The 21,899-nt window shown below is 57.9% G+C and carries 18 protein-coding genes; 17 read left to right on the top strand and 1 reads right to left on the bottom strand.

The genetic code is table 11. The annotated features are described in order from the left end of the window. Positions 1 to 6 precede the first annotated feature (6 nt). The 17 genes from cheA (at position 7) to bglB (ending at position 19,909) form a co-directional block, all read left to right on the top strand. A complete protein-coding gene (gene cheA / locus ACWPW2_RS11940) occupies positions 7 to 2,043 on the top strand; it encodes a chemotaxis protein CheA (protein WP_241175044.1) in 2,037 nt (678 codons plus the stop codon). 22 nt (positions 2,044 to 2,065) lie between these two features. Continuing rightward, entirely contained in the window at positions 2,066 to 2,569 is a 504-nt protein-coding gene (cheW, locus tag ACWPW2_RS11935; RefSeq protein ID WP_023480148.1) for a chemotaxis protein CheW, read from the top strand. Between the two features lie 382 nt (positions 2,570 to 2,951). Further along, a complete protein-coding gene (locus ACWPW2_RS11930) occupies positions 2,952 to 3,521 on the top strand; it encodes a Csu type fimbrial protein (RefSeq protein ID WP_094420761.1) in 570 nt (189 codons plus the stop codon). A 91-nt stretch (positions 3,522 to 3,612) separates the two neighbouring features. Beyond that, entirely contained in the window at positions 3,613 to 4,086 is a 474-nt protein-coding gene (locus ACWPW2_RS11925) for a Csu type fimbrial protein (protein ID WP_050019360.1), read from the top strand. A gap of 49 nt (positions 4,087 to 4,135) precedes the next feature. After that, the gene (locus ACWPW2_RS11920; RefSeq protein WP_454123650.1) at positions 4,136 to 4,864 is read left to right on the top strand and encodes a fimbrial biogenesis chaperone; all 729 of its coding nucleotides are present in this window, start codon (positions 4,136 to 4,138) and stop codon (positions 4,862 to 4,864) included. Next, a complete protein-coding gene (locus ACWPW2_RS11915) occupies positions 4,840 to 7,233 on the top strand; it encodes a fimbria/pilus outer membrane usher protein (protein WP_454123177.1) in 2,394 nt (797 codons plus the stop codon). The genes ACWPW2_RS11920 and ACWPW2_RS11915 overlap by 25 nt, the downstream gene beginning before the upstream one ends. Then, positions 7,233 to 8,195 carry a Csu type fimbrial protein gene (locus ACWPW2_RS11910; RefSeq protein ID WP_454123175.1) on the top strand — a complete coding sequence of 321 codons (963 nt, stop codon included), beginning with the start codon at positions 7,233 to 7,235 and terminating at the stop codon, positions 8,193 to 8,195. The genes ACWPW2_RS11915 and ACWPW2_RS11910 overlap by 1 nt, the downstream gene beginning before the upstream one ends. A gap of 90 nt (positions 8,196 to 8,285) precedes the next feature. Then, on the top strand, positions 8,286 to 9,947 hold the full coding sequence (gene tar / locus ACWPW2_RS11905; protein ID WP_023480126.1) for a methyl-accepting chemotaxis protein II: 1,662 nt from the start codon (positions 8,286 to 8,288) through the stop codon (positions 9,945 to 9,947). Between the two features lie 125 nt (positions 9,948 to 10,072). Further along, a complete protein-coding gene (gene cheR, locus ACWPW2_RS11900) occupies positions 10,073 to 10,942 on the top strand; it encodes a protein-glutamate O-methyltransferase CheR (RefSeq protein WP_023480021.1) in 870 nt (289 codons plus the stop codon). Continuing rightward, complete coding sequence (locus ACWPW2_RS11895; RefSeq protein WP_023480154.1) at positions 10,939 to 11,988, top strand: protein-glutamate methylesterase/protein-glutamine glutaminase; 1,050 nt, start codon at positions 10,939 to 10,941, stop codon at positions 11,986 to 11,988. Before cheR ends, ACWPW2_RS11895 begins: the two co-directional genes overlap by 4 nt. 16 nt (positions 11,989 to 12,004) lie before the next feature. Next, positions 12,005 to 12,394: a chemotaxis response regulator CheY gene (gene cheY / locus ACWPW2_RS11890; RefSeq protein ID WP_023480048.1), complete on the top strand. Its 390-nt coding sequence runs from the start codon at positions 12,005 to 12,007 to the stop codon at positions 12,392 to 12,394. An 11-nt stretch (positions 12,395 to 12,405) separates the two neighbouring features. Further along, the gene (gene cheZ / locus ACWPW2_RS11885; protein ID WP_023480082.1) at positions 12,406 to 13,050 is read left to right on the top strand and encodes a protein phosphatase CheZ; all 645 of its coding nucleotides are present in this window, start codon (positions 12,406 to 12,408) and stop codon (positions 13,048 to 13,050) included. A gap of 207 nt (positions 13,051 to 13,257) precedes the next feature. Continuing rightward, the gene (flhB, locus tag ACWPW2_RS11880) at positions 13,258 to 14,409 is read left to right on the top strand and encodes a flagellar biosynthesis protein FlhB (RefSeq protein WP_023480056.1); all 1,152 of its coding nucleotides are present in this window, start codon (positions 13,258 to 13,260) and stop codon (positions 14,407 to 14,409) included. Continuing rightward, positions 14,402 to 16,480, top strand: a complete 2,079-nt coding sequence (gene flhA / locus ACWPW2_RS11875) for a flagellar biosynthesis protein FlhA (RefSeq protein ID WP_312605815.1) — start codon at positions 14,402 to 14,404, stop codon at positions 16,478 to 16,480. Before flhB ends, flhA begins: the two co-directional genes overlap by 8 nt. Further along, the gene (flhE, locus tag ACWPW2_RS11870) at positions 16,480 to 16,893 is read left to right on the top strand and encodes a flagellar protein FlhE (RefSeq protein ID WP_454123170.1); all 414 of its coding nucleotides are present in this window, start codon (positions 16,480 to 16,482) and stop codon (positions 16,891 to 16,893) included. The genes flhA and flhE overlap by 1 nt, the downstream gene beginning before the upstream one ends. Before the next feature lie 291 nt (positions 16,894 to 17,184). After that, positions 17,185 to 18,759 (top strand): MFS transporter, encoded by a 1,575-nt coding sequence (locus ACWPW2_RS11865; protein ID WP_312119348.1) that lies wholly within the window; start codon positions 17,185 to 17,187, stop codon positions 18,757 to 18,759. Between the two features lie 10 nt (positions 18,760 to 18,769). Continuing rightward, positions 18,770 to 19,909 (top strand): beta-galactosidase BglB, encoded by a 1,140-nt coding sequence (bglB, locus tag ACWPW2_RS11860; protein WP_023480064.1) that lies wholly within the window; start codon positions 18,770 to 18,772, stop codon positions 19,907 to 19,909. A 194-nt stretch (positions 19,910 to 20,103) separates the two neighbouring features. Here the strand turns inward: bglB and argS are convergent, their stop codons facing one another. After that, complete coding sequence (gene argS, locus ACWPW2_RS11855; RefSeq protein ID WP_313277072.1) at positions 20,104 to 21,837, bottom strand: arginine--tRNA ligase; 1,734 nt, start codon at positions 21,835 to 21,837, stop codon at positions 20,104 to 20,106. Positions 21,838 to 21,899 lie beyond the last annotated feature (62 nt).

Below are 21,899 nucleotides of genomic sequence, written 5' to 3'. Positions count from 1 at the left end.
GTGAGCATGGATATTAGTGATTTTTACCAGACATTCTTTGATGAGGCCGACGAACTGTTGGCCGATATGGAACAACATTTATTGGACCTGGTGCCGGAAGCACCTGATTCAGAACAGCTCAACGCCATCTTCCGCGCCGCTCACTCTATTAAAGGTGGTGCGGGAACGTTTGGCTTTACCATTCTGCAGGAAACCACGCACCTGATGGAGAACCTGCTGGATGAGGCACGGCGTGGCGAAATGCAGCTCAACACCGACATTATCAACCTGTTTTTGGAAACCAAAGATATTATGCAAGAACAGCTCGACGCCTATAAAAGCTCGCAAGAGCCGGATGCTGCCAGCTTCGAATATATCTGCAACGCTCTGCGCCAGCTGGCGCTGGAAGCGAAAGGCGAAGCCGCTCCGGCTGCTGGCAGCGCGAAGCTCTCTGTTGTTGAAAGCACCGCGCAGGCTGTCGACGCTGCCCCGGCTGCGGCGAACGACGGCAAATTGCGCGTCGTGCTTTCGCGCCTGAAGGAGAGCGAAGTTGCCCTGCTGGAAGAGGAGCTGGGTAACCTCGGTACGCTGAGCGATGTGGTCAAAGGCAGTAATAGCCTGAGCGCCACCATCGATGGCGGTCTCGGTGAAGATGACATTATTGCGGTGCTCTGCTTTGTTATCGAAGCGGATCAGATCGCCTTTGAGAAAGCCGCTGCGCCAGCCGCCGTTGACGCGGTTGCCGAAGCTGCTGCGCCAGAAGAAGAGGCCGAAGCCGCTGTTCCTGCCGTTCAGGCAGCTGCCGCACCGGCGCTGAAAGCCGTTGCCAAAGAGCCGCAGCCTGCTGGTCGTGAAAAACCGGCGCGCGCAGCCAGTGAGTCCACCAGCATCCGCGTAGCGGTAGAGAAGGTTGACCAGCTGATTAACCTGGTCGGCGAACTGGTGATCACTCAGTCAATGCTGGCCCAGCGCTCTAACGAACTGGATCCGGTGACCCATGGCGATCTGATCACCAGCATGAGCCAGCTGCAGCGTAACGCCCGCGATCTGCAAGAGTCGGTAATGTCGATTCGTATGATGCCGATGGAGTATGTCTTCAGCCGCTTCCCGCGTCTGGTTCGTGACCTGGCCACCAAGCTGGATAAACAGGTAGAACTGACCCTGCAGGGTAGCTCGACCGAACTCGATAAGAGCCTGATCGAACGTATTATCGATCCGTTAACGCACCTGGTGCGTAACAGCCTCGACCACGGTATCGAAACGCCGGAAAAACGCGTTGAAGCGGGCAAATCGCCGATTGGTAACCTGATCCTCTCCGCAGAGCATCAGGGCGGCAACATCTGCATCGAAGTGACCGATGATGGTGCCGGCCTTAACCGCGACCGTATCCTTGCCAAAGCGCTTTCTCAGGGCATGGCCGTGAGCGAAAGCATGACCGATGAAGAAGTTGGCATGCTGATCTTTGCTCCGGGCTTCTCTACCGCCGAGCAGGTGACAGACGTCTCTGGCCGCGGCGTGGGCATGGACGTGGTGAAACGTAACATCCAGGAGATGGGCGGCCACGTTGAGATCAAATCGAAGCAGGGCACCGGTACTACTATCCGTATCCTGCTGCCGCTGACGCTGGCGATCCTCGACGGCATGTCAGTGAAAGTGAATAACGAAGTCTTTATCCTGCCGCTCAACGCCGTTATGGAGTCGTTGCAGCCGCGCGAAGAAGATCTGCATCCGCTGGCGGGCGGCGAGCGCGTACTGGAAGTACGTGGCGAATACCTGCCGCTGGTTGAGTTGTGGAAAGTGTTTGACGTGGCCGGGGCAAAAACCGAAGCCACGCAGGGAATTGTTGTCATTCTGCAGAGCGCAGGTCGTCGCTATGCGCTGCTGGTCGATCAGCTGATTGGTCAGCACCAGGTGGTGGTGAAAAACCTGGAGAGCAACTATCGCAAAGTGCCGGGGATTTCTGCCGCCACCATCCTTGGTGATGGTAGCGTCGCGCTGATTGTGGACGTCTCAGCGCTGCAGGGATTGAATCGTGAACATCGTATGGCGCACACAGCCGCCTGATTTAGTTAAGAAGGTATAAAACATGACCGGTATGAGTAATGTAGCAAAACTGGCGGGCGAGCCATCAGGTCAGGAGTTCCTGGTCTTCACTTTGGGCGATGAAGAGTACGGCATCGATATTCTCAAAGTGCAGGAGATTCGTGGCTATGATCAGGTTACCCGCATCGCCAACACCCCTGATTTCATCAAGGGCGTCACCAACCTGCGCGGCGTGATCGTGCCTATCGTCGACCTGCGCGTGAAGTTCAGCCAGGGCGAAGTGGAATATAACGAAAACACTGTGGTGATCGTGCTGAACCTTGGTCAGCGTGTGGTCGGTATCGTGGTTGACGGCGTTTCCGACGTACTGTCACTCGCCTCCGACCAGATCCGCCCGGCACCGGAATTCGCCGTGACCCTGTCGACCGAATACCTGACCGGCCTCGGCGCGCTCGGCGACCGTATGCTGATCCTGGTAAACATCGAAAAACTGCTCAACAGCGACGAGATGGCGCTGCTGGACATCGCGGCAACCCACGTCGCGTAACGCATCAGGCGGGTGAAGCCCTTCACCCGCCCGTTTCTTCCTTCTGCGCTCTCCACTTCAGTTACCCTTAAGTGACTATTCAACCCTCCTAACTGCATGATTTTGCGGTGATATCATATATGGTGATATTTATCACAAATTCAGACATATATTTGTTACATTTTCAGCGCTTTCCCCCCGGTTTTGCCATTAACCCTCTGATGCAATTCATTAAAAAAGCTTACCTGTCCGTTACATTTTATCGCCCGGATAAAGTGGTTGGTTTTCAGCGCCTCATCTAAATTTCAGTTAAACCGCTTTTTACGACTGATTTTATTGACTCTTTTCCGGCCGCCTCATTGATTGGGCAATGTGGCGCGCGCGGGATCGCTGGAGATGACACATGAACAGAAAACTTCTTTATGTACTGGCTGGCGGCGCGTTAATGGTGGCCGGACAAAGTGCCTGGGCGGTCACCAGTAGCGGGACGATTGGCGCAACATTGACCCTCACGAATGGGTGTCTGATTAACGGCTCGCCGAGCCAGAATGGTATCAACTTCGGTACCCTCGATTTTGGTACCCACCCGGCAACCTTCTCCCAGCTCACCACACAGCTGACCGGCGCCAACGGCGGCAACAGCTTCACGGTGCAGTGCACCACCACCGACTACACCGTGCAGGTCACTGGCAACACTAACTCCACCGCGCCGGGTAACGTCGTCGGTACACCGGGCACACCGGCCCGTTATCTGGTGAATACCGCCGACACCACCCGCGGCGTGGCATACAGCCTCTACAGTGATAGCGGCTTCAGTAACGTTATTGCCAACAACACCAATATTCCTCGCGCCTCTACGTCCGGCGGCGTTGATAACTACACCCTTTACGGCCGTATCACCGGCGGCGGCAACAGCGTCACCGTGGTGCCGGGTACCTACACCGACGTGATCAACGTGAGCGTCACGTACTAGTCCTCCGCCAATGAAAAGGGAGAGCGTGCGAGCCGCCCGCCAGGGTGGCCGGGCAGTGCTGCGCGCATTATCAGGAGGAGTGGTGCTGGCTATGCTGGCGCAACCGGCTGCGCTGGCGGTCACCACGCAGACTTTTACCGTTGGCGCAACGATTACGCCAGGTTGCGCCGTGGTCACCGGCAGCGGCGCGGCGCTCGGCACGCTCAATTTTGGCACCCGCTCGGGCGTTGAAAAAGGGCAGGTGACCAGCGCCTTTGTCCCTAATGCCTCCCTCTCACTGGGCTGCACGCCCGGCGTGGCGCTCAGTATGAGTATCAGCGGCGGCAACTACTATTCGACGGTGCGCAATATGCAGCGCAGCGGCGGCGTAGAGCGGGTGCCATACCGCCTCTACACCAGCAGCACGCTGGCACCCAATACGGAAATCGGCGTCAACCAGCCGGTTCCGGTCACCATCACCGATAGCAATAATATTTCGCTCGCCATCTTTGGCGCAGCGCAGCTCACCGGCTTCAGCCCGGCGGGAACCTACAGCGATCAACTCACCGTGACATTGTCATGGTGATAAGGGAGAGGGAATGAATGTCAACCTGGGCCGCCGCGCGGCAGGATGTATGCTGGCGGGGGCGTTGACCCTTGCAGCGGGAAACGCGCAGGCAGCAGCCACCATTTTGATCTGGCCAATCGATCCCTGGCTGGATGCAACCACTAACGCCACCGAGTTGTGGATCCAGAATCAGGGTGAAACCCCCACCACTATGCAGGTGCGTATTGTCCGCTGGACGCAGGAGGGCGGGCTTGAGCGTTACCAGCAGCAGGGCGACGTGGTCGCCAGCCCACCGATTGTGCAGATCGCACCCGACAGCAAACAGCTAATCCGCCTGATTAAGCAGGCCGCGATCCCGGCCGGTAAAGAGCAGGCTTACCGTATTATTGTCGATGAGATCCCACAGCCGGACGATCCGAACAAACCGAAGATTGGCCTCAAGCTACAGATGCGTTACTCCATTCCGCTATTTGTCTATGGTCAGGGCGTTAAGACGGAGGCCGAAGGGGCGCATCACGCTTTTGTGCAACCGGCAAAACTCCACTGGCGCGTGGTTCGTGAGGGCGGTCAGGCACAGCTGGAAGTACGCAATGATGATGATATCCACGTACGGCTGAGCAAAGTGCGCGTGCGCCAGGGGGGGCAGATGCGGCAGGTCGCCGACGGGCTATTAGGCTATGTGCTGCCGCACAGTGCCCGGAGCTGGCCTTTGCCCGCCGGAGTGAGCAATCCATCGGCGCTGGAAGCATCGATTAACGCACGGGATGAGCAATGGCAGTCGTCAGCAGGAAACTGATTATTGCGGTGGCAATCGTGTTACCCGCCGCAGCCGCCTGGGGGCAGCCGGGAGATGATGGTTTACCCCCGCCACCGGATGCGCAGAGCATCAACCAGCAGGCGGAGTTTCACCTTGCGCTGGTGATCAACTATTACGATACCCAGCAAGTGGTGCCGGTAACGCGGCGGCTCAACGATTTTTTTCTTAAGCGTGCCGATCTGCTCCACGCCGGGCTGCCGCCGGATCATCTGCCCGAAGGTGAGGTGAATGTTTCTGCACTGCCCAACGTGCGCGTTGAGTATGACAGCGCCGGGCAGCGCCTGCTGCTGTTTGTCCCGCAGGAGTGGGTTCCGGCGCGTTATACCTCATTCAATGAAGGTGGCCGACGCAGCGAGCCAAAATATGGCCGTGGCGCGGTGCTCAACTACGACCTCTATACCAGCACGACTGAACATATTGGCAGCCAGGCCGCGTTATGGAATGAGTTCCGCTTCTTTACTGGCAATGCGGTTTTCTCCTCCACCGGCGCGCTGCGCCAGACGCTCAGCGGCTCGCTCCGTCAGCGGGAGGGCTATATGCGCTATGACACTTCGCTGATGTTTAATAACGAAGAGGATGCCACGCAGTGGGAAGTAGGGGATGTGATCTCGGAAGCCCTCAGTTGGAGCAGCAGCGTACGCGTCGGCGGGATCCGTTACGGGCGCGACTTTACCCTGCGTCCGGATCTTGTCACCTGGCCGCTACCCTCCTTCTCCGGCGAAGCGGCGGTGCCTACCTCGGTTGACCTCTTTATTAACGGCTACCGCGCCGGTAACCGGCAGCTCCAGCCGGGGCCGTTCACCCTGACCAACATGCCCTATATCAACGGCGCGGGGGATGCGGTGCTGGTCACTACCGATGCCCTCGGGCGGCGCGTCAGCACCACGCTGCCCTTTTATGTCGCCAGCGAGTTGTTAAAGCCGGGGCTGAGCGACGGGGCGATCACCATCGGTTCGTTACGGCGCAACTACGGCATTGAAAATTTTGATTACGGTCCGCTGGTGGGCAGCGGCTCATACCGCCATGGCATCACGGACTGGTTAACGCTGGAGGGGCACGCCGAAGGAGCGCAATCGCTGACGCTCGGCGGTGCAGGCGCGGTTGTCCGCCTGGGCCGCCTCGGCGTGGTCAACGGTGCCTGGACCGAGAGCCGCATGTTCGGCGATGCGGGCAACCAGCTCAACTGGGGTTATCAATACAACACCAGCCTGTTTAGCATCAACACTCAGCACAGCCGCCGCAACCGCGAGTTTGGCAACCTTGCGCTCTACGATCAGCGCGCCAGCTACGATGATATGCGCCAGAACGGGCGCTGGCCGGTTGCCAGCTACAGCCGCAACACCGATCAGTATTCGCTCTCTTTCAATATGGGCGACTTTGGCAATATTGGCGCGGCGTGGATTGGCGTGCGCAGTTTCGACAATCAAAAAACCGAGCTGCTCAACCTCTCGTGGAGCCGCAATCTGTGGGGCTCCAGCAGTATGAACCTCGCCGCCAGCCGCGATAACCAGCGCGGCGACTGGACCTTTGGCCTCTCGGTGCAGATCCCGATTGGCGAGCGTGACAGCGCCGCCTTCAGTATGGAGAGAACGCCGGATGCCGGCTCCACGCAGCGCGTGAACTACAGCCATGCGATGCCGACCGATGGCGGCCTGAGCTGGAATATGTCGCTGGCGCACCAGTCGCAGGCGAGAAGTTACCAGCAGGGCACGCTGGGCTGGCGCAATAACAATATCGAATTGCAGGGCGGCGGCTATGGCGAACGCGGCAAAATGACCTGGTGGGGGGAAACCATTGGTGCGGTGGTGCTGATGGACGGTCAGCTGTTTGCCGCTAACCGCATCAACGATGCCTTCGCGGTGATCAGCACCGGCGGCCATGCAGGCGTACCGGTTAACTATGAAAACCAGCCGGTAGGCGAAACGGATAAGAATGGCTACCTGCTGGTGAGCGGCGTGTCGGCTTACTATCCGGCGAGTTACAGCATCAACACCCTCAATCTTCCTGCCGATACCCAGCTTAAGAATACGGAGCGCAAAATCGCGCTACGCCGCCAGAGCGGTTACCTGATTGAGTTCCCGATGGTGCAGGAGCGCGTCGCCAGCGTCATCCTTCATGATGAGCAGGGGCTGGCGATCCCGGTCGGCAGCCAGGTGGAGCGCAGCGGTAAAGCGCCGGCGGTGGTGGGGTATGACGGTATCGCCTGGCTGGAGAACCTTGAGAACGTCAACCCGCTGCTTATCCGCCTGCCGGAAGGGGGAGAGTGTAAAACCGAGTTCACCCTTAGCGCCAACCCCGAACATAAATTGCAGACCTACGGGCCGCTTACCTGTCAGAGGAATCCATAATGCGTCGGCTACTTTTCCTGTTTCTGTTGCTCTGCGCGGCCCCGGTCTGGTCGGCCTGTACGGTCAGCACCGTTAATGGTGCGTTCGGTACTGTCACCTCTTTTGTCCTCAACGCCGGGGCGCAAACCACGACCGGCAGATTGCTGGTGCGCTGCGATGCGATACTGAACCTGCTGACCAATGACTCCGTCACCTTAACCCTGACGGGGGCGACGGTGACGGCAACTAACCGGGCGGCAATGAAGCGCAGTGATAACGCCGCGATCACTGATACCATTCCGGTGCGGCTCTGCGGCCAGGCCAACTGCGCAAACAACAGTGAGATGACCATCGGTGGCAATAGCTACACCTGGAGCGGTGCCGCGCTGCTCGAACTGCTCGGCTCGCGCACCTACAACTTACCGCTCTACTTTCTTACCGTGCCGGGGCAGCATGTCAGCGCCGGGCCTTACCAGGTGACGCTTAACTTTAGTGTCACTTATAACGTCTGTTCTGCGGGCGCGGTAGGGGTCTGTTTATCCTCGCAGCGGGGCACCGCGGTCACCAGCCTGCAACTTACCGGCACCATCACTAATGATTGCACCACCATCAGCGCGCCAAACGTCAACTTTGGCAGCGCGCCGCTGGTGCGAAATTTCCAAACCGTTTCGCAATCTGTCTCCATTACTTGCACCAAAGGGAGCAGTTACACTGTCGGAATTAATAACGGTCTCTACGCCAACGGCAGCGTGCGTAATATGGCGAGCGGCACTAATCGTCTCAGTTATGAGATTTATAAAGCCGGCACCACCAGCCGCTGGGGCAGTATCGGCGCGGAGCGCTGGGCCAGCGATGCTTCATCGCAGATGAGTGCCGATGGGCTGCTGCGCACCTATAACTACACCGCGCAGGTGCTGACCACGCAGACCACGCCGCCTGGCGGAACCTACAGCGATACCTTAACGGTGGATATTGTGTTTTAAGCGCAAATTTATTTCCTTTTCGCAAATGTAAAGTTCCCAGGCCGGATGCCGATAACACCGTTAATAACTCATCAATAAGGTGTTTGTTGCATGTTGAACCGTATCCGCGTCGTTACTCTGCTTATGAGTGTGCTGGTGGTCTTTGCCCTGTTACAGCTCGTCTCTGGTGGACTCTTTTTTTCGTCGCTTAAACAGAACCAGCAAAGTTTTGCGGTCTCCAACGATCTGCGTATGCAACAAACAGAACTGGGCAAAGCCTGGGAGCTGATGCTGCAAACGCGTATCAACCTGAGCCGCTCCTCCGCGCGGATGTTGCTCGACCCGAACAACCAGCAGAGCAGCGCCAAAACCGACCTGCTTAACAGCGCAAAAGCGTCGCTGGCCGATGCTGCCAAACATTACGATGCCTTCCGCCAGTTGCCGACGATGCCGGAGATGGATAGCGCGCGTCAGGCCCTTGATGAGAAATACCAGACTTACCACGCCGCCCTGAGCGAGCTGGTGCAGTTCCTCGAAAGCGGCAATATGAACAGCTTCCTCGCCCAGCCGACCCAGGGGATGCAAAACGCCCTCGGCGCGGCAATGAGCAACTATGCGACTCTGAGCGACAGCCTCTATCGCAATGCCTGGGAGCAGAGCGTCAGCGACTACAACTTCGCCAAATGGCAGATGGCGATCCTCGCCCTGGCGCTGGTGATTGTGCTGGCCGGCGTCTGGTATGGCATCCGCCGTATTCTGCTCTCGCCGCTCTCCTCGGTGATTGCCCATATCCGTGAAATTGCAGGCGGTAATCTTGCCCATACGCTGCGCATTGATGGCCGTAGCGAGATGACCGAGCTGGCGCAGAGCGTGGACCATATGCAGACCGCGCTGATCGACACCGTCACCAACGTGCGTCAGGGGTCGGATGCGATCTACTCCGGCACCAGCGAAATCGCCGCCGGGAATAACGATCTCTCCTCGCGTACCGAAGAGCAGGCCTCTGCGCTGGAGCAAACCGCTGCCAGCATGGAAGAGCTGACCGCAACGGTGAAACAGAACGCCGAGAACGCCCGTCAGGCTTCGCTGCTGGCGCAGAGCGCCTCTGAAACCGCCGAGCGCGGCGGCAAAGTGGTCGATGGCGTGGTGAAAACCATGCATGAGATCGCCAACAGTTCGCAGAAAATCGCCGACATTATTAGCGTTATCGATGGCATTGCCTTCCAGACTAACATCCTCGCCCTTAACGCGGCGGTGGAGGCAGCGCGCGCCGGTGAGCAGGGTCGCGGCTTTGCGGTAGTTGCCGGCGAAGTGCGCAATCTGGCCAGCCGAAGTGCGAACGCCGCCAAAGAGATCAAATCTTTAATTGAAGATTCTGTCTCCCGTGTCGATACCGGTTCTGTACTGGTTGGAAGTGCAGGGGAGACGATGCTCGATATCGTCAACGCCGTAACGCGCGTCAATGACATCATGGGCGAGATTGCTTCGGCCTCCGATGAGCAGAGCCGCGGTATCGATCAGGTGGCGCTGGCCGTCTCCGAGATGGACCGCGTGACGCAGCAGAACGCCTCGCTGGTGCAGCAGTCCGCAGCCGCAGCGGCGGCGCTGGAGGAGCAGGCGAGCCGACTGACGCAAGCCGTCTCCGCCTTCCGTCTGACCGCGACAGTGGGCAAAGCGCAGGCCGCACTGCAACCGGCGATGAGCGCGACGCTCGCTCCGGCACGCAGCCGCGCTGTTGCCGCCGGAAAAGAAGAGAACTGGGAAACGTTTTAAGCAGGGTTGCAACGCCGGGCGGTGACGCCCGGTAGCAGAATAAAGATGAAAAATATGTCACACCACAAAAGTGGCACCGCCAAAAGCCGTGCTCGTTGCATCCTGAACTGAGTTGAGAAGGCGCTATGACAACATCTATCCCTAACGGGCAAACGTCATCAATATTGCAGCAGATGACCCAGCGCCTGGCGCTCTCCGATGCGCATTTCCGTCGGATATGCCAATTGATTTACCAGCGCGCCGGGATCGTCCTTGCCGATCATAAACGCGACATGGTCTACAACCGCCTCGTTCGCCGCTTGCGCACGCTGGGGTTAGATGATTTTGGCCGCTATCTGAGCATGCTGGAAGCAAACCAGAACAGCGCCGAGTGGCAGGCATTTATCAACTCGCTGACCACCAACCTCACCGCGTTTTTCCGCGAAGCGCACCACTTTCCGGTGCTGGCCGAGCATGCGCGTAAGCGCACCGGTGAGTATCGCATCTGGAGTGCGGCGGCCTCGACCGGTGAAGAGCCCTATTCGCTGGCGATTACCCTCGCTGATGCTCTCGGGATGGCGCCTGGCCGCTTCAAAGTCTTTGCCAGCGATATCGACACCGAAGTGCTGGAGAAAGCACGCAGCGGGATCTACCGGCTCGATGAGCTGAAGACCCTCTCGCCGCAGCAGATGCAGCGTTACTTTATGCGCGGCACCGGGCCACACGCGGGTCTGGTGCGTGTACGCCAGGAGCTGGCGAACTATGTTGAGTTCACCACCCTCAACCTGCTGGATAAGCAGTACAACGTTCCGGGACCGTTTGACGCGATCTTCTGCCGTAACGTGATGATTTATTTTGATAAAACGACGCAACAGGACATTCTGCATCGTTTCGCTCCGCTGCTTAAACCGGACGGATTACTGTTTGCCGGGCATTCGGAGAATTTCAGCAACCTCGTGCGCGAGTTTAGCCTGCGTGGGCAAACAGTTTATGCGCTGAGTAAGGATAAAGCATGAGTAAAATCAGGGTGTTGTCCGTCGATGATTCCGCATTGATGCGGCAAATCATGACCGAAATTATCAATAGCCACAGCGATATGGAGATGGTGGCAACCGCGCCGGATCCGTTAGTGGCGAGGGATTTGATTAAGAAATTCAATCCGGATGTTTTAACCCTGGACGTGGAAATGCCGCGCATGGATGGGCTGGATTTTCTTGAAAAACTGATGCGTCTGCGTCCGATGCCGGTGGTGATGGTCTCCTCACTGACCGGTAAAGGTTCAGAAGTGACGCTGCGCGCGCTGGAGTTGGGAGCGATTGATTTCGTCACCAAACCGCAAATCGGCATTCGCGAAGGCATGCTGGCCTACAGCGAAATGATCGCTGAGAAAGTACGCACCGCATCGCGCGCCCGTATCGCGGCGCACAAACCGATGCCGGCACCGGCAACGTTAAAAGCCGGTCCGCTGCTTAGCTCGGAAAAATTGTTGGTGATTGGCGCGTCAACGGGCGGAACAGAGGCAATTCGCCATGTACTCCAGCCATTGCCGCTCTCAAGTCCGGGTATTCTGATTACTCAGCACATGCCGCCGGGCTTTACCCGCTCGTTCGCTGAACGCCTGAATAAGCTCTGTCAGATCAGCGTGAAAGAGGCAGAAGACGGCGAACGTGTATTGCCAGGGCACGCGTATATTGCGCCCGGTGATAAGCATATGGAGCTGGCCCGCAGCGGGGCCAACTACCAGATTAAGATCCACGATGGCCCGCCGGTAAACCGGCACCGGCCATCGGTAGATGTGTTGTTTCATTCGGTGGCGAAACATGCGGGGCGCAACGCCGTGGGGGTTATTCTCACGGGTATGGGCAACGATGGCGCCGCCGGGATGTTAGCGATGCACCAGGCGGGCGCCTGGACCATCGCACAGAACGAAGCAAGTTGTGTGGTGTTCGGCATGCCGCGTGAGGCCATCAATATGGGTGGCGTCAGCGAAGTGGTCGATCTTAGCCAGGTAAGCCAGCAGATGCTGGCGAAAATCAGTGCCGGACAGGCAATACGTATTTAACGAGGAGTGAAGTTATATGGCGGACAAAGAGCTCAGATTTCTGGTTGTGGACGACTTTTCCACTATGCGTCGAATTGTGCGCAACCTGTTAAAAGAGCTGGGATTCAACAACGTCGAAGAAGCTGAAGACGGCGTTGATGCGCTCAATAAACTCCAGGCCGGTGGTTTTGGTTTCGTCATCTCTGACTGGAACATGCCAAACATGGACGGTCTGGAACTGCTTAAAACTATTCGTGCAGACAGCAACATGGCCTCGATGCCGGTGCTGATGGTCACGGCCGAAGCGAAAAAAGAGAACATCATTGCTGCAGCGCAGGCGGGTGCAAGCGGCTATGTGGTGAAACCATTCACGGCGGCAACCCTCGAAGAGAAGCTTGGCAAGATCTTCGAGAAACTTGGCATGTGAGGACTGGACAAATGATGCAACCTTCAATTAAACCCACGGAAGAGCATTCACCCAGCGAGATCATTGCCCGCATTGGTAGCCTGACGCGTATGCTGCGCGACAGCCTGCGCGAACTGGGTCTTGACCAGGCGATTGCTGAAGCAGCGGAAGCGATTCCGGATGCCCGTGACCGTCTCGACTATGTGGTGCAGATGACCGCCCAGGCGGCAGAGCGCGCGCTGAACAGCGTTGAAGCCTCGCAGCCGCACCAGGATGAGATGGAAAAAGGCTCGAAAGAGCTGACCAAACGTTGGGATGAGTGGTTTGAAAACCCGATCGAGCTGACGGATGCCCGTGAACTGGTTACTGACACGCGTCAGTTCCTCGCAGAAGTACCGGGTCACACCAGCTTTACCAACGCCCAGCTGCTCGACATCATGATGGCGCAGGATTTCCAGGATCTGACCGGTCAGGTAATCAAGCGCATGATGGATGTTATCCAGGAGATTGAGCGCCAGCTGTTGATGGTGCTGCTGGAGAACATGCCGGAGCAGTCCGCGCGTCCGAAACGTGAAAACGAAAGCCTGCTCAATGGCCCACAACTCGACGTAACAAAAGCGGGTGTTGTGGCAAGCCAGGATCAGGTGGACGATCTGCTGGACAGCCTCGGCTTCTGATTTCGCATCAGATGTGGCTTTAAAAGCGGGAAGGGGAGAGCCTTCCCGCTTTTTCAAAATCGATCTATTTCCCCCCTTTACGTGGCCTGCGCGTGAATCATTCCTGCCCAAAAGGCGAAAACCCCCTCTTTTTATGCCTTACTCCGCCCATTAGACCCGCTTGACTCTGGCAATATGACGTCACACCTGTAACCCCGGACGTTGAACGTGGCCTCTGAAGATAACGACGACAAAACAGAATCGCCCACCGCGCAACGATTGCAAAAAGCGCGTGAAGAGGGGCAGATCCCCCGATCCAAAGAGCTGACCTCGGTGCTCATTATGCTGGTCGGCGTCTGTATTCTCTGGTTTGGCGGCGCCTCGTTTGGTCAACGTCTCACAATGGTGCTCTCATCCGGGTTACGTTTCGATCACAAGATTATTAGCGACCAGAACCTGATCCTCGGCCAGATCATCATCATGCTGAAGACGGCGCTGATCGGCATGTTGCCGCTGCTGGTTGGCGTGGTGATTATCGCGCTGGTCGCACCGGTAATGCTTGGCGGGCTGGTGTTCAGCACCAAAACGCTGGCGTTTAAGTTCTCCAAGCTCAACCCGATTAGCGGCATTGGTCGTCTCTTTTCTGCCCAGGTTGGCGCAGAGCTGGTTAAAGCGTTGATGAAAGCCCTGCTGATGGGCGGCGTGGCCGGGCTGTTTCTCTGGCAGCACTGGCCAGACATGATGCGCCTGATGAGCGAATCGCCGATGACGGCGATGGCCAGCGCCATGAACCTTGCCGGGCTGTGCGCGCTGCTGGTTTCGCTGAGCATTATCCCGATGGTTGGCTTCGACGTTTTCTGGCAGATCTACAGCCACCTGAAAAAATTGCGGATGTCACGCCAGGATATTCGTGACGAATTTAAACAGAGCGAAGGCGACCCGCATGTGAAGGGGCGTATTCGCCAGATGCAGCGCTCCGCCGCTCGCCGTCGCATGATGGCGGACGTGCCAAAAGCGGATGTGATTGTCACTAACCCGACGCACTACTCCGTGGCGTTGCAGTATGACGAGAACAAAATGAGCGCGCCGAAAGTGGTCGCCAAAGGCGCGGGTGCCGTGGCACTGCGTATTCGTGAGATTGGCACTGAAAACCGCGTGCCGATCCTCGAAGCACCGCCGCTGGCGCGTGCGCTCTATCGTCACGCTGAAATTGGTCAGCAAATCCCGGGCCAGCTCTATGCGGCAGTTGCCGAAGTGCTGGCGTGGGTATGGCAGTTGAAACGCTGGCGTCTGTCCGGCGGACAACGACCTGTTAAACCTGAGAATCTCCCGGTGCCAGAGGCGCTGGACTTTTTGAAAGAGAAGGACACTGATGGCTAATCTGGTGGCAATGCTGCGTCTGCCGAACAATTGGAAATCGACCCAGTGGCAAGTGCTCGCCGGGCCGGTGCTCATATTGCTTATTTTGTCGATGATGGTGCTGCCGCTGCCGGCGTTTGTCCTCGACCTGCTGTTTACCTTTAACATTGCGCTGTCGATCATGGTGCTGCTGGTGGCAATGTTCACCCAGCGCACCCTTGAATTCGCCGCGTTCCCGACCATTCTGCTCTTCACCACGCTGTTGCGTCTGGCGCTGAATGTCGCCTCCACCCGTATCATCCTGATGGAAGGGCATACCGGCGGCGCGGCGGCAGGTCGCGTGGTGGAAGCGTTCGGCCACTTCCTCGTTGGCGGTAACTTCGCCATCGGTATCGTGGTCTTTATCATCCTCGTGATCATCAACTTTATGGTTATCACCAAGGGTGCGGGGCGTATCGCTGAAGTGGGCGCGCGTTTCGTACTTGACGGGATGCCGGGTAAACAGATGGCGATCGACGCCGACCTTAACGCCGGGATTATCGGCGAAGAAGAGGCCAAGCGTCGTCGTAGCGAAGTGACCCAGGAGGCGGATTTCTACGGCTCCATGGACGGTGCGAGTAAATTCGTGCGTGGTGATGCCGTCGCCGGGATTTTGATCATGGTGATCAACGTCATCGGCGGCCTGATGGTCGGTGTGATCCAGCATGGTATGTCGATGGGCGATGCGGGCTCAACCTACACCTTGCTGACCATCGGTGATGGCCTGGTTGCGCAGATCCCGGCACTGGTGATCTCTACCGCTGCGGGCGTTATCGTGACCCGCGTCAGCACCGATCAGGACGTTGGCCAGCAGATGGTGGGCCAGCTCTTCAGCAACCCGCGCGTCATGATGCTGAGCGCCGGCGTACTCGGTCTGCTCGGCATGGTGCCGGGCATGCCAAACTTTGTCTTCCTTCTCTTTACCGCCGCGCTGCTGGGGCTTGCCTGGTGGCTGCGTGGCAAAGAGGAGAAAGCGCCGCTGGACGCCGCGCCGGTGAAATTGCCAGAGAATACCCAGGCGGTGGAAGCCACCTGGAGCGATGTGCAGCTGGAAGATAACCTCGGGATGGAAGTGGGCTACCGCCTGATCCCGATGGTCGATTTCCAGCAGGATGGCGAACTGCTTGGGCGTATTCGCAGTATTCGTAAGAAATTTGCGCAGGATATGGGCTTCCTGCCGCCGGTGGTGCATATCCGTGACAATATGGATCTGCCGCCGGCGCGCTACCGTATTCTGATGAAAGGTGTAGAAATTGGCAGCGGCGAAGCCTATCCGGGGCGCTGGCTGGCGATAAACCCTGGCACGGCGGCAGGCTCGCTGCCGGGCGAAGCGACCGTCGATCCGGCCTTTGGCCTGGCGGCAATCTGGATTGAGAGCGCCCTGAAAGAGCAGGCGCAGATCCAGGGCTTTACCGTAGTGGAAGCGAGTACTGTGGTCGCGACACACCTCAACCATCTTATTGGACAGTATGCGCCTGAGCTGTTTGGCCGTCAGGAAGCACAGCAGTTGCTCGACCGCGTCAGCCAGGAGATGCCGAAGTTGACCGAAGATCTGGTTCCGGGCGTAGTGACGCTGACGACGCTGCATAAGGTGCTGCAAAACCTGCTGGCAGAGCGCGTGCCGATCCGCGATATGCGCACCATTCTGGAAACGCTGGCCGAGCATGCACCGCTGCAAAACGATCCGCACGAACTCACCGCCGTGGTGCGCGTGGCACTGGGCCGCGCCATTACCCAGCAGTGGTTCCCGGGTACAGGTGAAGTGCAGGTGATTGGTCTTGATACACCGCTGGAGCGCCTGTTGTTACAAGCCCTGCAGGGCGGTGGCGGCCTCGAGCCGGGTCTGGCGGATCGTCTGCTGGAACAAACCCAGGAAGCGCTCTCCCGCCAGGAGATGCTTGGCGCGCCGCCGGTGCTGCTGGTTAACCATGCGCTGCGTCCGCTGCTGGCCCGCTTCCTGCGCCGCAGCCTGCCGCAGCTGGTGGTGCTGTCGAATATGGAGATGTCCGACAACCGCAGCATTCGCATGACCGCGACCATCGGAGGCAAATAATGCGCAAGCTCGCTTTGCTGCTTTTGACACTGCCGATGCTGGCGTACGCCATGGGCGAAGGGACCTGGCAGGCGAGCAGTATCGGCATCACGCTCGCCAACCGTGGCGTAGTTGCCTCCTCATCGCAGCTCGGCCCGACTGAGCCGGTTAGCGGGCTGATGACCGATGTCTCCTGGCGTTACGAGCTGAATGGCCCGACGCCCGCCGGTCTGATTGTGCGCCTCTGTTCCCAGGCGCGCTGCGTTGCGCTGGATGGCCAGAGCGGCACCACCCGCGCGTTTAATGGTGTACCGGCCCTGGAGCCGCTGCGTTATGTCTGGGAAGTGCCGGGCGGTGGGCGCTTATGGCCCGCGCTGACGGTGCGCAGCAACCAGGTTATCGTTAACTATCGCCGTCCTCCGGCGCAGCCCTGAGCTGTAAACTCAATTAGTTAGCTCATTTTTTTACCGACAATCCCGCCGTTCGCGCGGGATTTTGCTATCTGCTCCGCAATTTTGACCTCTCCTTTTGATGCAAAAGAAACGCTGTTTTATAAATCAGTGAAGCGAGTATTGGCACTCTTTGCATTTTTGCCAGATGACGCATGTTGATGGCAGAAACAGAAAGGTTTCCCCTTGCGCATCCCCTTACTTTAGCCGTGTAAGAAATTCCTTTGACTCAGCCGGATCGTCAAAGGTCCCCCAAAATGAACAGGGTTGACGGCAATGAAAACACAAAAAATTGGACTGGCTAATTACCTGGCCTACGGGTCAGGCGATTTTCTGGGTGCGGGCACGACGGCGCTTACCGCCGCATGGTTACTCTACTTCTACACCACCTTTTGCGGCCTGACGCCGATTGAAGCGACCTTTATTTTTGCCGCCGCAAGGGTGCTGGATGCGGTGGTCAGCCCGCTGATGGGCTTCCTCACCGATAACTTCGGCTCGACGCGCTTAGGCAAGCGCTTTGGTCGGCGTAAGTTCTTTATTCTGCTCGGTATTCCCTGCGTCTTTAGTTACTCAATCATGTGGGTAGGGGATATGAGCTTCTGGTACTACCTGCTCACCTATCTGCTGTTTGACGTGGTCTACACCATGATCCTCGTGCCGTATGAGACGCTGGTGCCGGAGATGACCGATGATTTCAAACAGAAAACCAAATTCTCCGGCGCGCGCATCTCTATGGCGCAGATGTCGGCGATCCTCGCCTCGTTCCTGCCGGGCGTACTGCTGACGCACTTTGGTAAAGACAACGCCGTCTCCTTCTTCTATGCCAGCCTGGTCTTCTCGGTGCTGTGCGCCATTATGCTCACCTTTGTCTGGATCTTTACCTGGGAGCGTCCGCGCGAGGAGTGGACAGAAGCCGCGCTGCGCGCTGAAGAGGAGAAGAAGAGTTTGACGCTCGGGCAGAGCCTGCGCCGCCTGGTGGTGGAACTGAGCTCTACGCTGCGTATTAAGATTTTCCGCCAGCACCTTGGCATGTATCTCGGCGGCTATATCGCCCAGGATGTCTTTAACGCCGTCTTCACCTACTACGTGGTGTTTGTGCTGATGCAGGAGGCGTCATTAGCGTCGAACCTGCTCGGCACGATGGCGATTTTCCAGTTCATCGCGGTGATCGCCATGATCCCGCTCTGCATCCGCTTCGGGCCGGCACCCTCCTACCGCATGGTGGTGGTGCTGTTTGGCCTCAGTGCCGTCTCCTACGCGGTGCTCTACTACGCGGGCTTAAGCGATGTCTACTCGCTGCTACTGCTGATCTCTGCCGTGGCGGGTCTGGGACGCGGCGGCATCAACTATGTGCCATGGAATACCTACACCTATATCGCTGATATCGATGAAGTGGTTACCGGCCAGCGCCGGGAGGGGATCTTCGCCGGGATCATGACGCTGACCCGTAAAGCCTCGCAGGCGGGCGCAGTGATGCTGGTGGGCATTGTGATGCAGGCCTCCGGTTTTGTCTCCGGACAGAAAACCCAGCTACCGGAAGTGAGCCACACCATTTTGATGGTTATGTGTTTCGGCACCGTCGCCGTGCTCTGCTGTGGTTTCCTCGTCTCGCTGCGCTTTAAGCTCAACCTGAAAACCCACAGCGTGCTGCGTGCTGAGACGGCAAAAATGCGCCAGAACGGCCGCGCAATGCCTGAGAACATCACGCCAGAGGCGCGTGAGACGGTCGAGATGCTGGCGGGGATGCCGTATGAGTCCCTGTGGGGTAATAACAACATTGGTTTCCTGAATCGCAATAAACCGGCTGCGCCCACGCTGAAAGAGGCGCATCTGAAATCGACTTATAACTGAGGTTAATACTATGAAGGTTTGGCCTGTCAAACAGAGCCCGTTACTGCGTCAGCCAGAGCGTTTTATCGCCCGTGATGAACTGAAAGCGTTGATCCGCAAGGTGACGCACAATCTCGTCAACATTCACGATGATAGCGGCGAATTTTTACTCCGTCTCGACGATGGTCGTGTGATTGACACTAAAGGCTGGGCCGGATGGGAGTGGACGCACGGCGTCGGGCTGTATGGGATGTATCAGTATTATCGCCAGACCGGCGATGAGTACATTCTTGGCGTGATTGATAGCTGGTTTGCCGATCGCTTTGCCGAGGGGGCAACCACCAAAAACGTCAATACCATGGCGCCGTTCCTGACGCTGGCGTACCGCTATGAAGAGACGCGCAACCCGGCCTTTCTTCCCTGGCTGGAGAGCTGGGCCGAGTGGGCGATGAGTGAGATGCCGCGCACCGATCACGGCGGCATGCAGCACATCACGCTGGCGGAAGAGAATCACCAGCAGATGTGGGACGACACGCTGATGATGACGGTGCTGCCGCTGGCGAAGATCGGCAAATTGCTCAACAAACCCGAATATGTGGAAGAGGCGGTCTACCAGTTCCTGCTGCATGTGCAAAACCTGATGGATCGCGAAACCGGGCTGTGGTTCCACGGCTGGAACTACGAGGGGATGCACAACTTCGCGAAAGCGCGCTGGGCGCGTGGCAACAGCTGGTTGACCATTGTGATCCCCGATTTTCTCGAGCTGGTGGATCTGCCGGAGAATAACGCCGTGCGCCGTTATCTGGTGCAGGTGTTGAATGCGCAGGTTGCGGCGCTGGCAAAATGCCAGCATCAGAGCGGGCTGTGGCATACGCTGCTGGACGATCCCGACTCTTATCTCGAAGCTTCCGCCACCGCCGGGTTTGCCTATGGCATGCTGAAGGCGTTGCGCAAGCGTTATATCAGCGCCGATTACGCGCCGGTCGCCGAGCGGGCGGTGAAAGCGATTGTCGAAAATATCTCGCCGGAAGGGGAGCTGTTGCAGGTCTCATTCGGCACAGGGATGGGCAGCAATCTCGAGTTTTATCGCCAGATCCCGTTAACCTCCATGCCCTACGGTCAGGCGATGGCGATGCTCTGTTTGACCGAGTATCTGCGCAAATATTTTTGAGTGCGATGAAAATAAAAACCCCGGCGAGCCGGGGTTTTTTATTGGGATAGCGTTGGAGATGTTATCCATCACCAGCCACTCTGCGCAACCTGATGCCGGATGGCGGCTAACGCCTTATCCGGCCTACGCGTTCATATTGGCTGGGTAAACCGTAGGCCTGATAAGCGAAGCGCCATCAGGCAACGGCATGGCAATTACATACGCTCGACGGTTTCGATGCCCAGCGTCTCCAGACCCAGCTTCAGGGTTTTCGACGTTAGCAGCGCCAGCTTCAGGCGGCTCAGGCGGATCTCATCGCTTTCGGCGGTAAGGATCGGGCAGTGCTCGTAAAAGCCGGAGAAGAGGCCAGCGACATCGTAAAGGTAGGCGCACATCACGTGCGGCGTACCTTCACGGGCAACCACGCTCAGGGTCTCTTCAAACTGCAGCAGACGCGCGGCCAGCTGCGCTTCACGCTCTTCGCGGATCGCCACCTGCGCGTTTTCCAGCACCTGCTCTTCAATGCCCGCTTTGCGGAACACCGACAGCACGCGGGTATAGGCGTACTGCATATACGGCGCGGTGTTACCCTCAAACGCCAGCATATTGTCCCAGTCGAAGACGTAATCGGTGGTGCGGTTTTTCGACAGGTCGGCATATTTCACCGCGCCAATACCAACCGCATTCGCCAGCTTCTCCAGCTCATCCGCCGGCATTTCCGGGTTCTTCTCCGCCACCAGGCGACGTGCGCGCTCCAGCGCTTCGTCCAGCAGATCGGAGAGTTTCACTGTCCCGCCCGCGCGGGTTTTAAACGGCTTGCCATCTTTGCCCAGCATCATGCCGAACATGTGGTGCTCCAGCGGCACCGACTCCGGCACATAGCCCGCTTTACGCACGATGGTCCACGCCTGCATCAGATGCTGGTGCTGACGGGAGTCGATGTAGTAGAGCACGCGATCGGCATGCAGGGTTTCATAACGGTACTTGGCGCAGGCGATATCCGTGGTGGTGTAGAGGTAGCCGCCATCCTTCTTCTGGATGATGACGCCCATCGGTTCGCCCTCTTTGTTTTTGTATTCGTCGAGGAAGACCACGGTGGCACCTTCGCTCTCAACTGCCAGCCCTTTGGCTTTCAGATCGGCGACGATGCCCGGCAGCATCGGGTTGTAGAGGCTTTCACCCATCACATCTTTGCGCGTCAGGGTAACGTTCAGGCGCTCATAGGCCTGCTGGTTCTGGCTCATGGTGATATCGACCAGCTTGCGCCACATCTCGCGGCAGTACTCATCGCCACCCTGCAGCTTAACCACGTAGCTGCGCGCGCGCTCGGCAAAGGCGGCATCTTCGTCGTAGTGCTTTTTCGCTTCGCGGTAGAACCCTTCCAGGTCCGCCAGCGCCATTTCGCCTGCGTTCTCCTGCTGCTTAAGCTCGAGGAAGGCGATCAGCATGCCGAACTGGGTGCCCCAGTCGCCGACATGGTTTGCGCGGATCACATTGTGACCGAGGAACTCAAGAGTGCGCACCGCGGCGTCGCCGATGATGGTGGAGCGCAGGTGGCCGACGTGCATCTCTTTCGCCACGTTCGGCGCGGAGTAGTCCACGACAATGGTTTGCGGCTGCGGAACACTGACGCCAAGGCGATCGGATTTCAGCGCCCGATCAACGTTTTCAGCGAGAAACTCCGGCGCGAGGAAGATATTGATAAAACCAGGACCGGCAATCTCCACTTTGTGGGCAATGCCATCGAGGGAGAGGTGAGTCAGAACTTGCTCAGCGAGTTGTCGCGGGGCCATACCCAGTTTTTTGGCAACTGCCATCACGCCGTTAGCCTGATAGTCGCCAAACTGAACTTTTGCTGACTGCCGCACCTGCGCTTCGCACTCTGCGGGGGCGCCTGCCGCAATCATGGCCTGACTGACTTTTTCTGAGAGAAGTGCCTGAATATTCACCGGGATACCTTACATTTGCGACGCCGCGAAAGAGGGCGGCGTCCGGGTGTTTATGAAAGGCG

Source organism: Kosakonia sp. Marseille-Q7440, from assembly GCF_965119485.1.
Note: the sequence above shows the minus strand (reverse complement) of the source record. Positions and strands in the feature narration are given on the sequence as shown.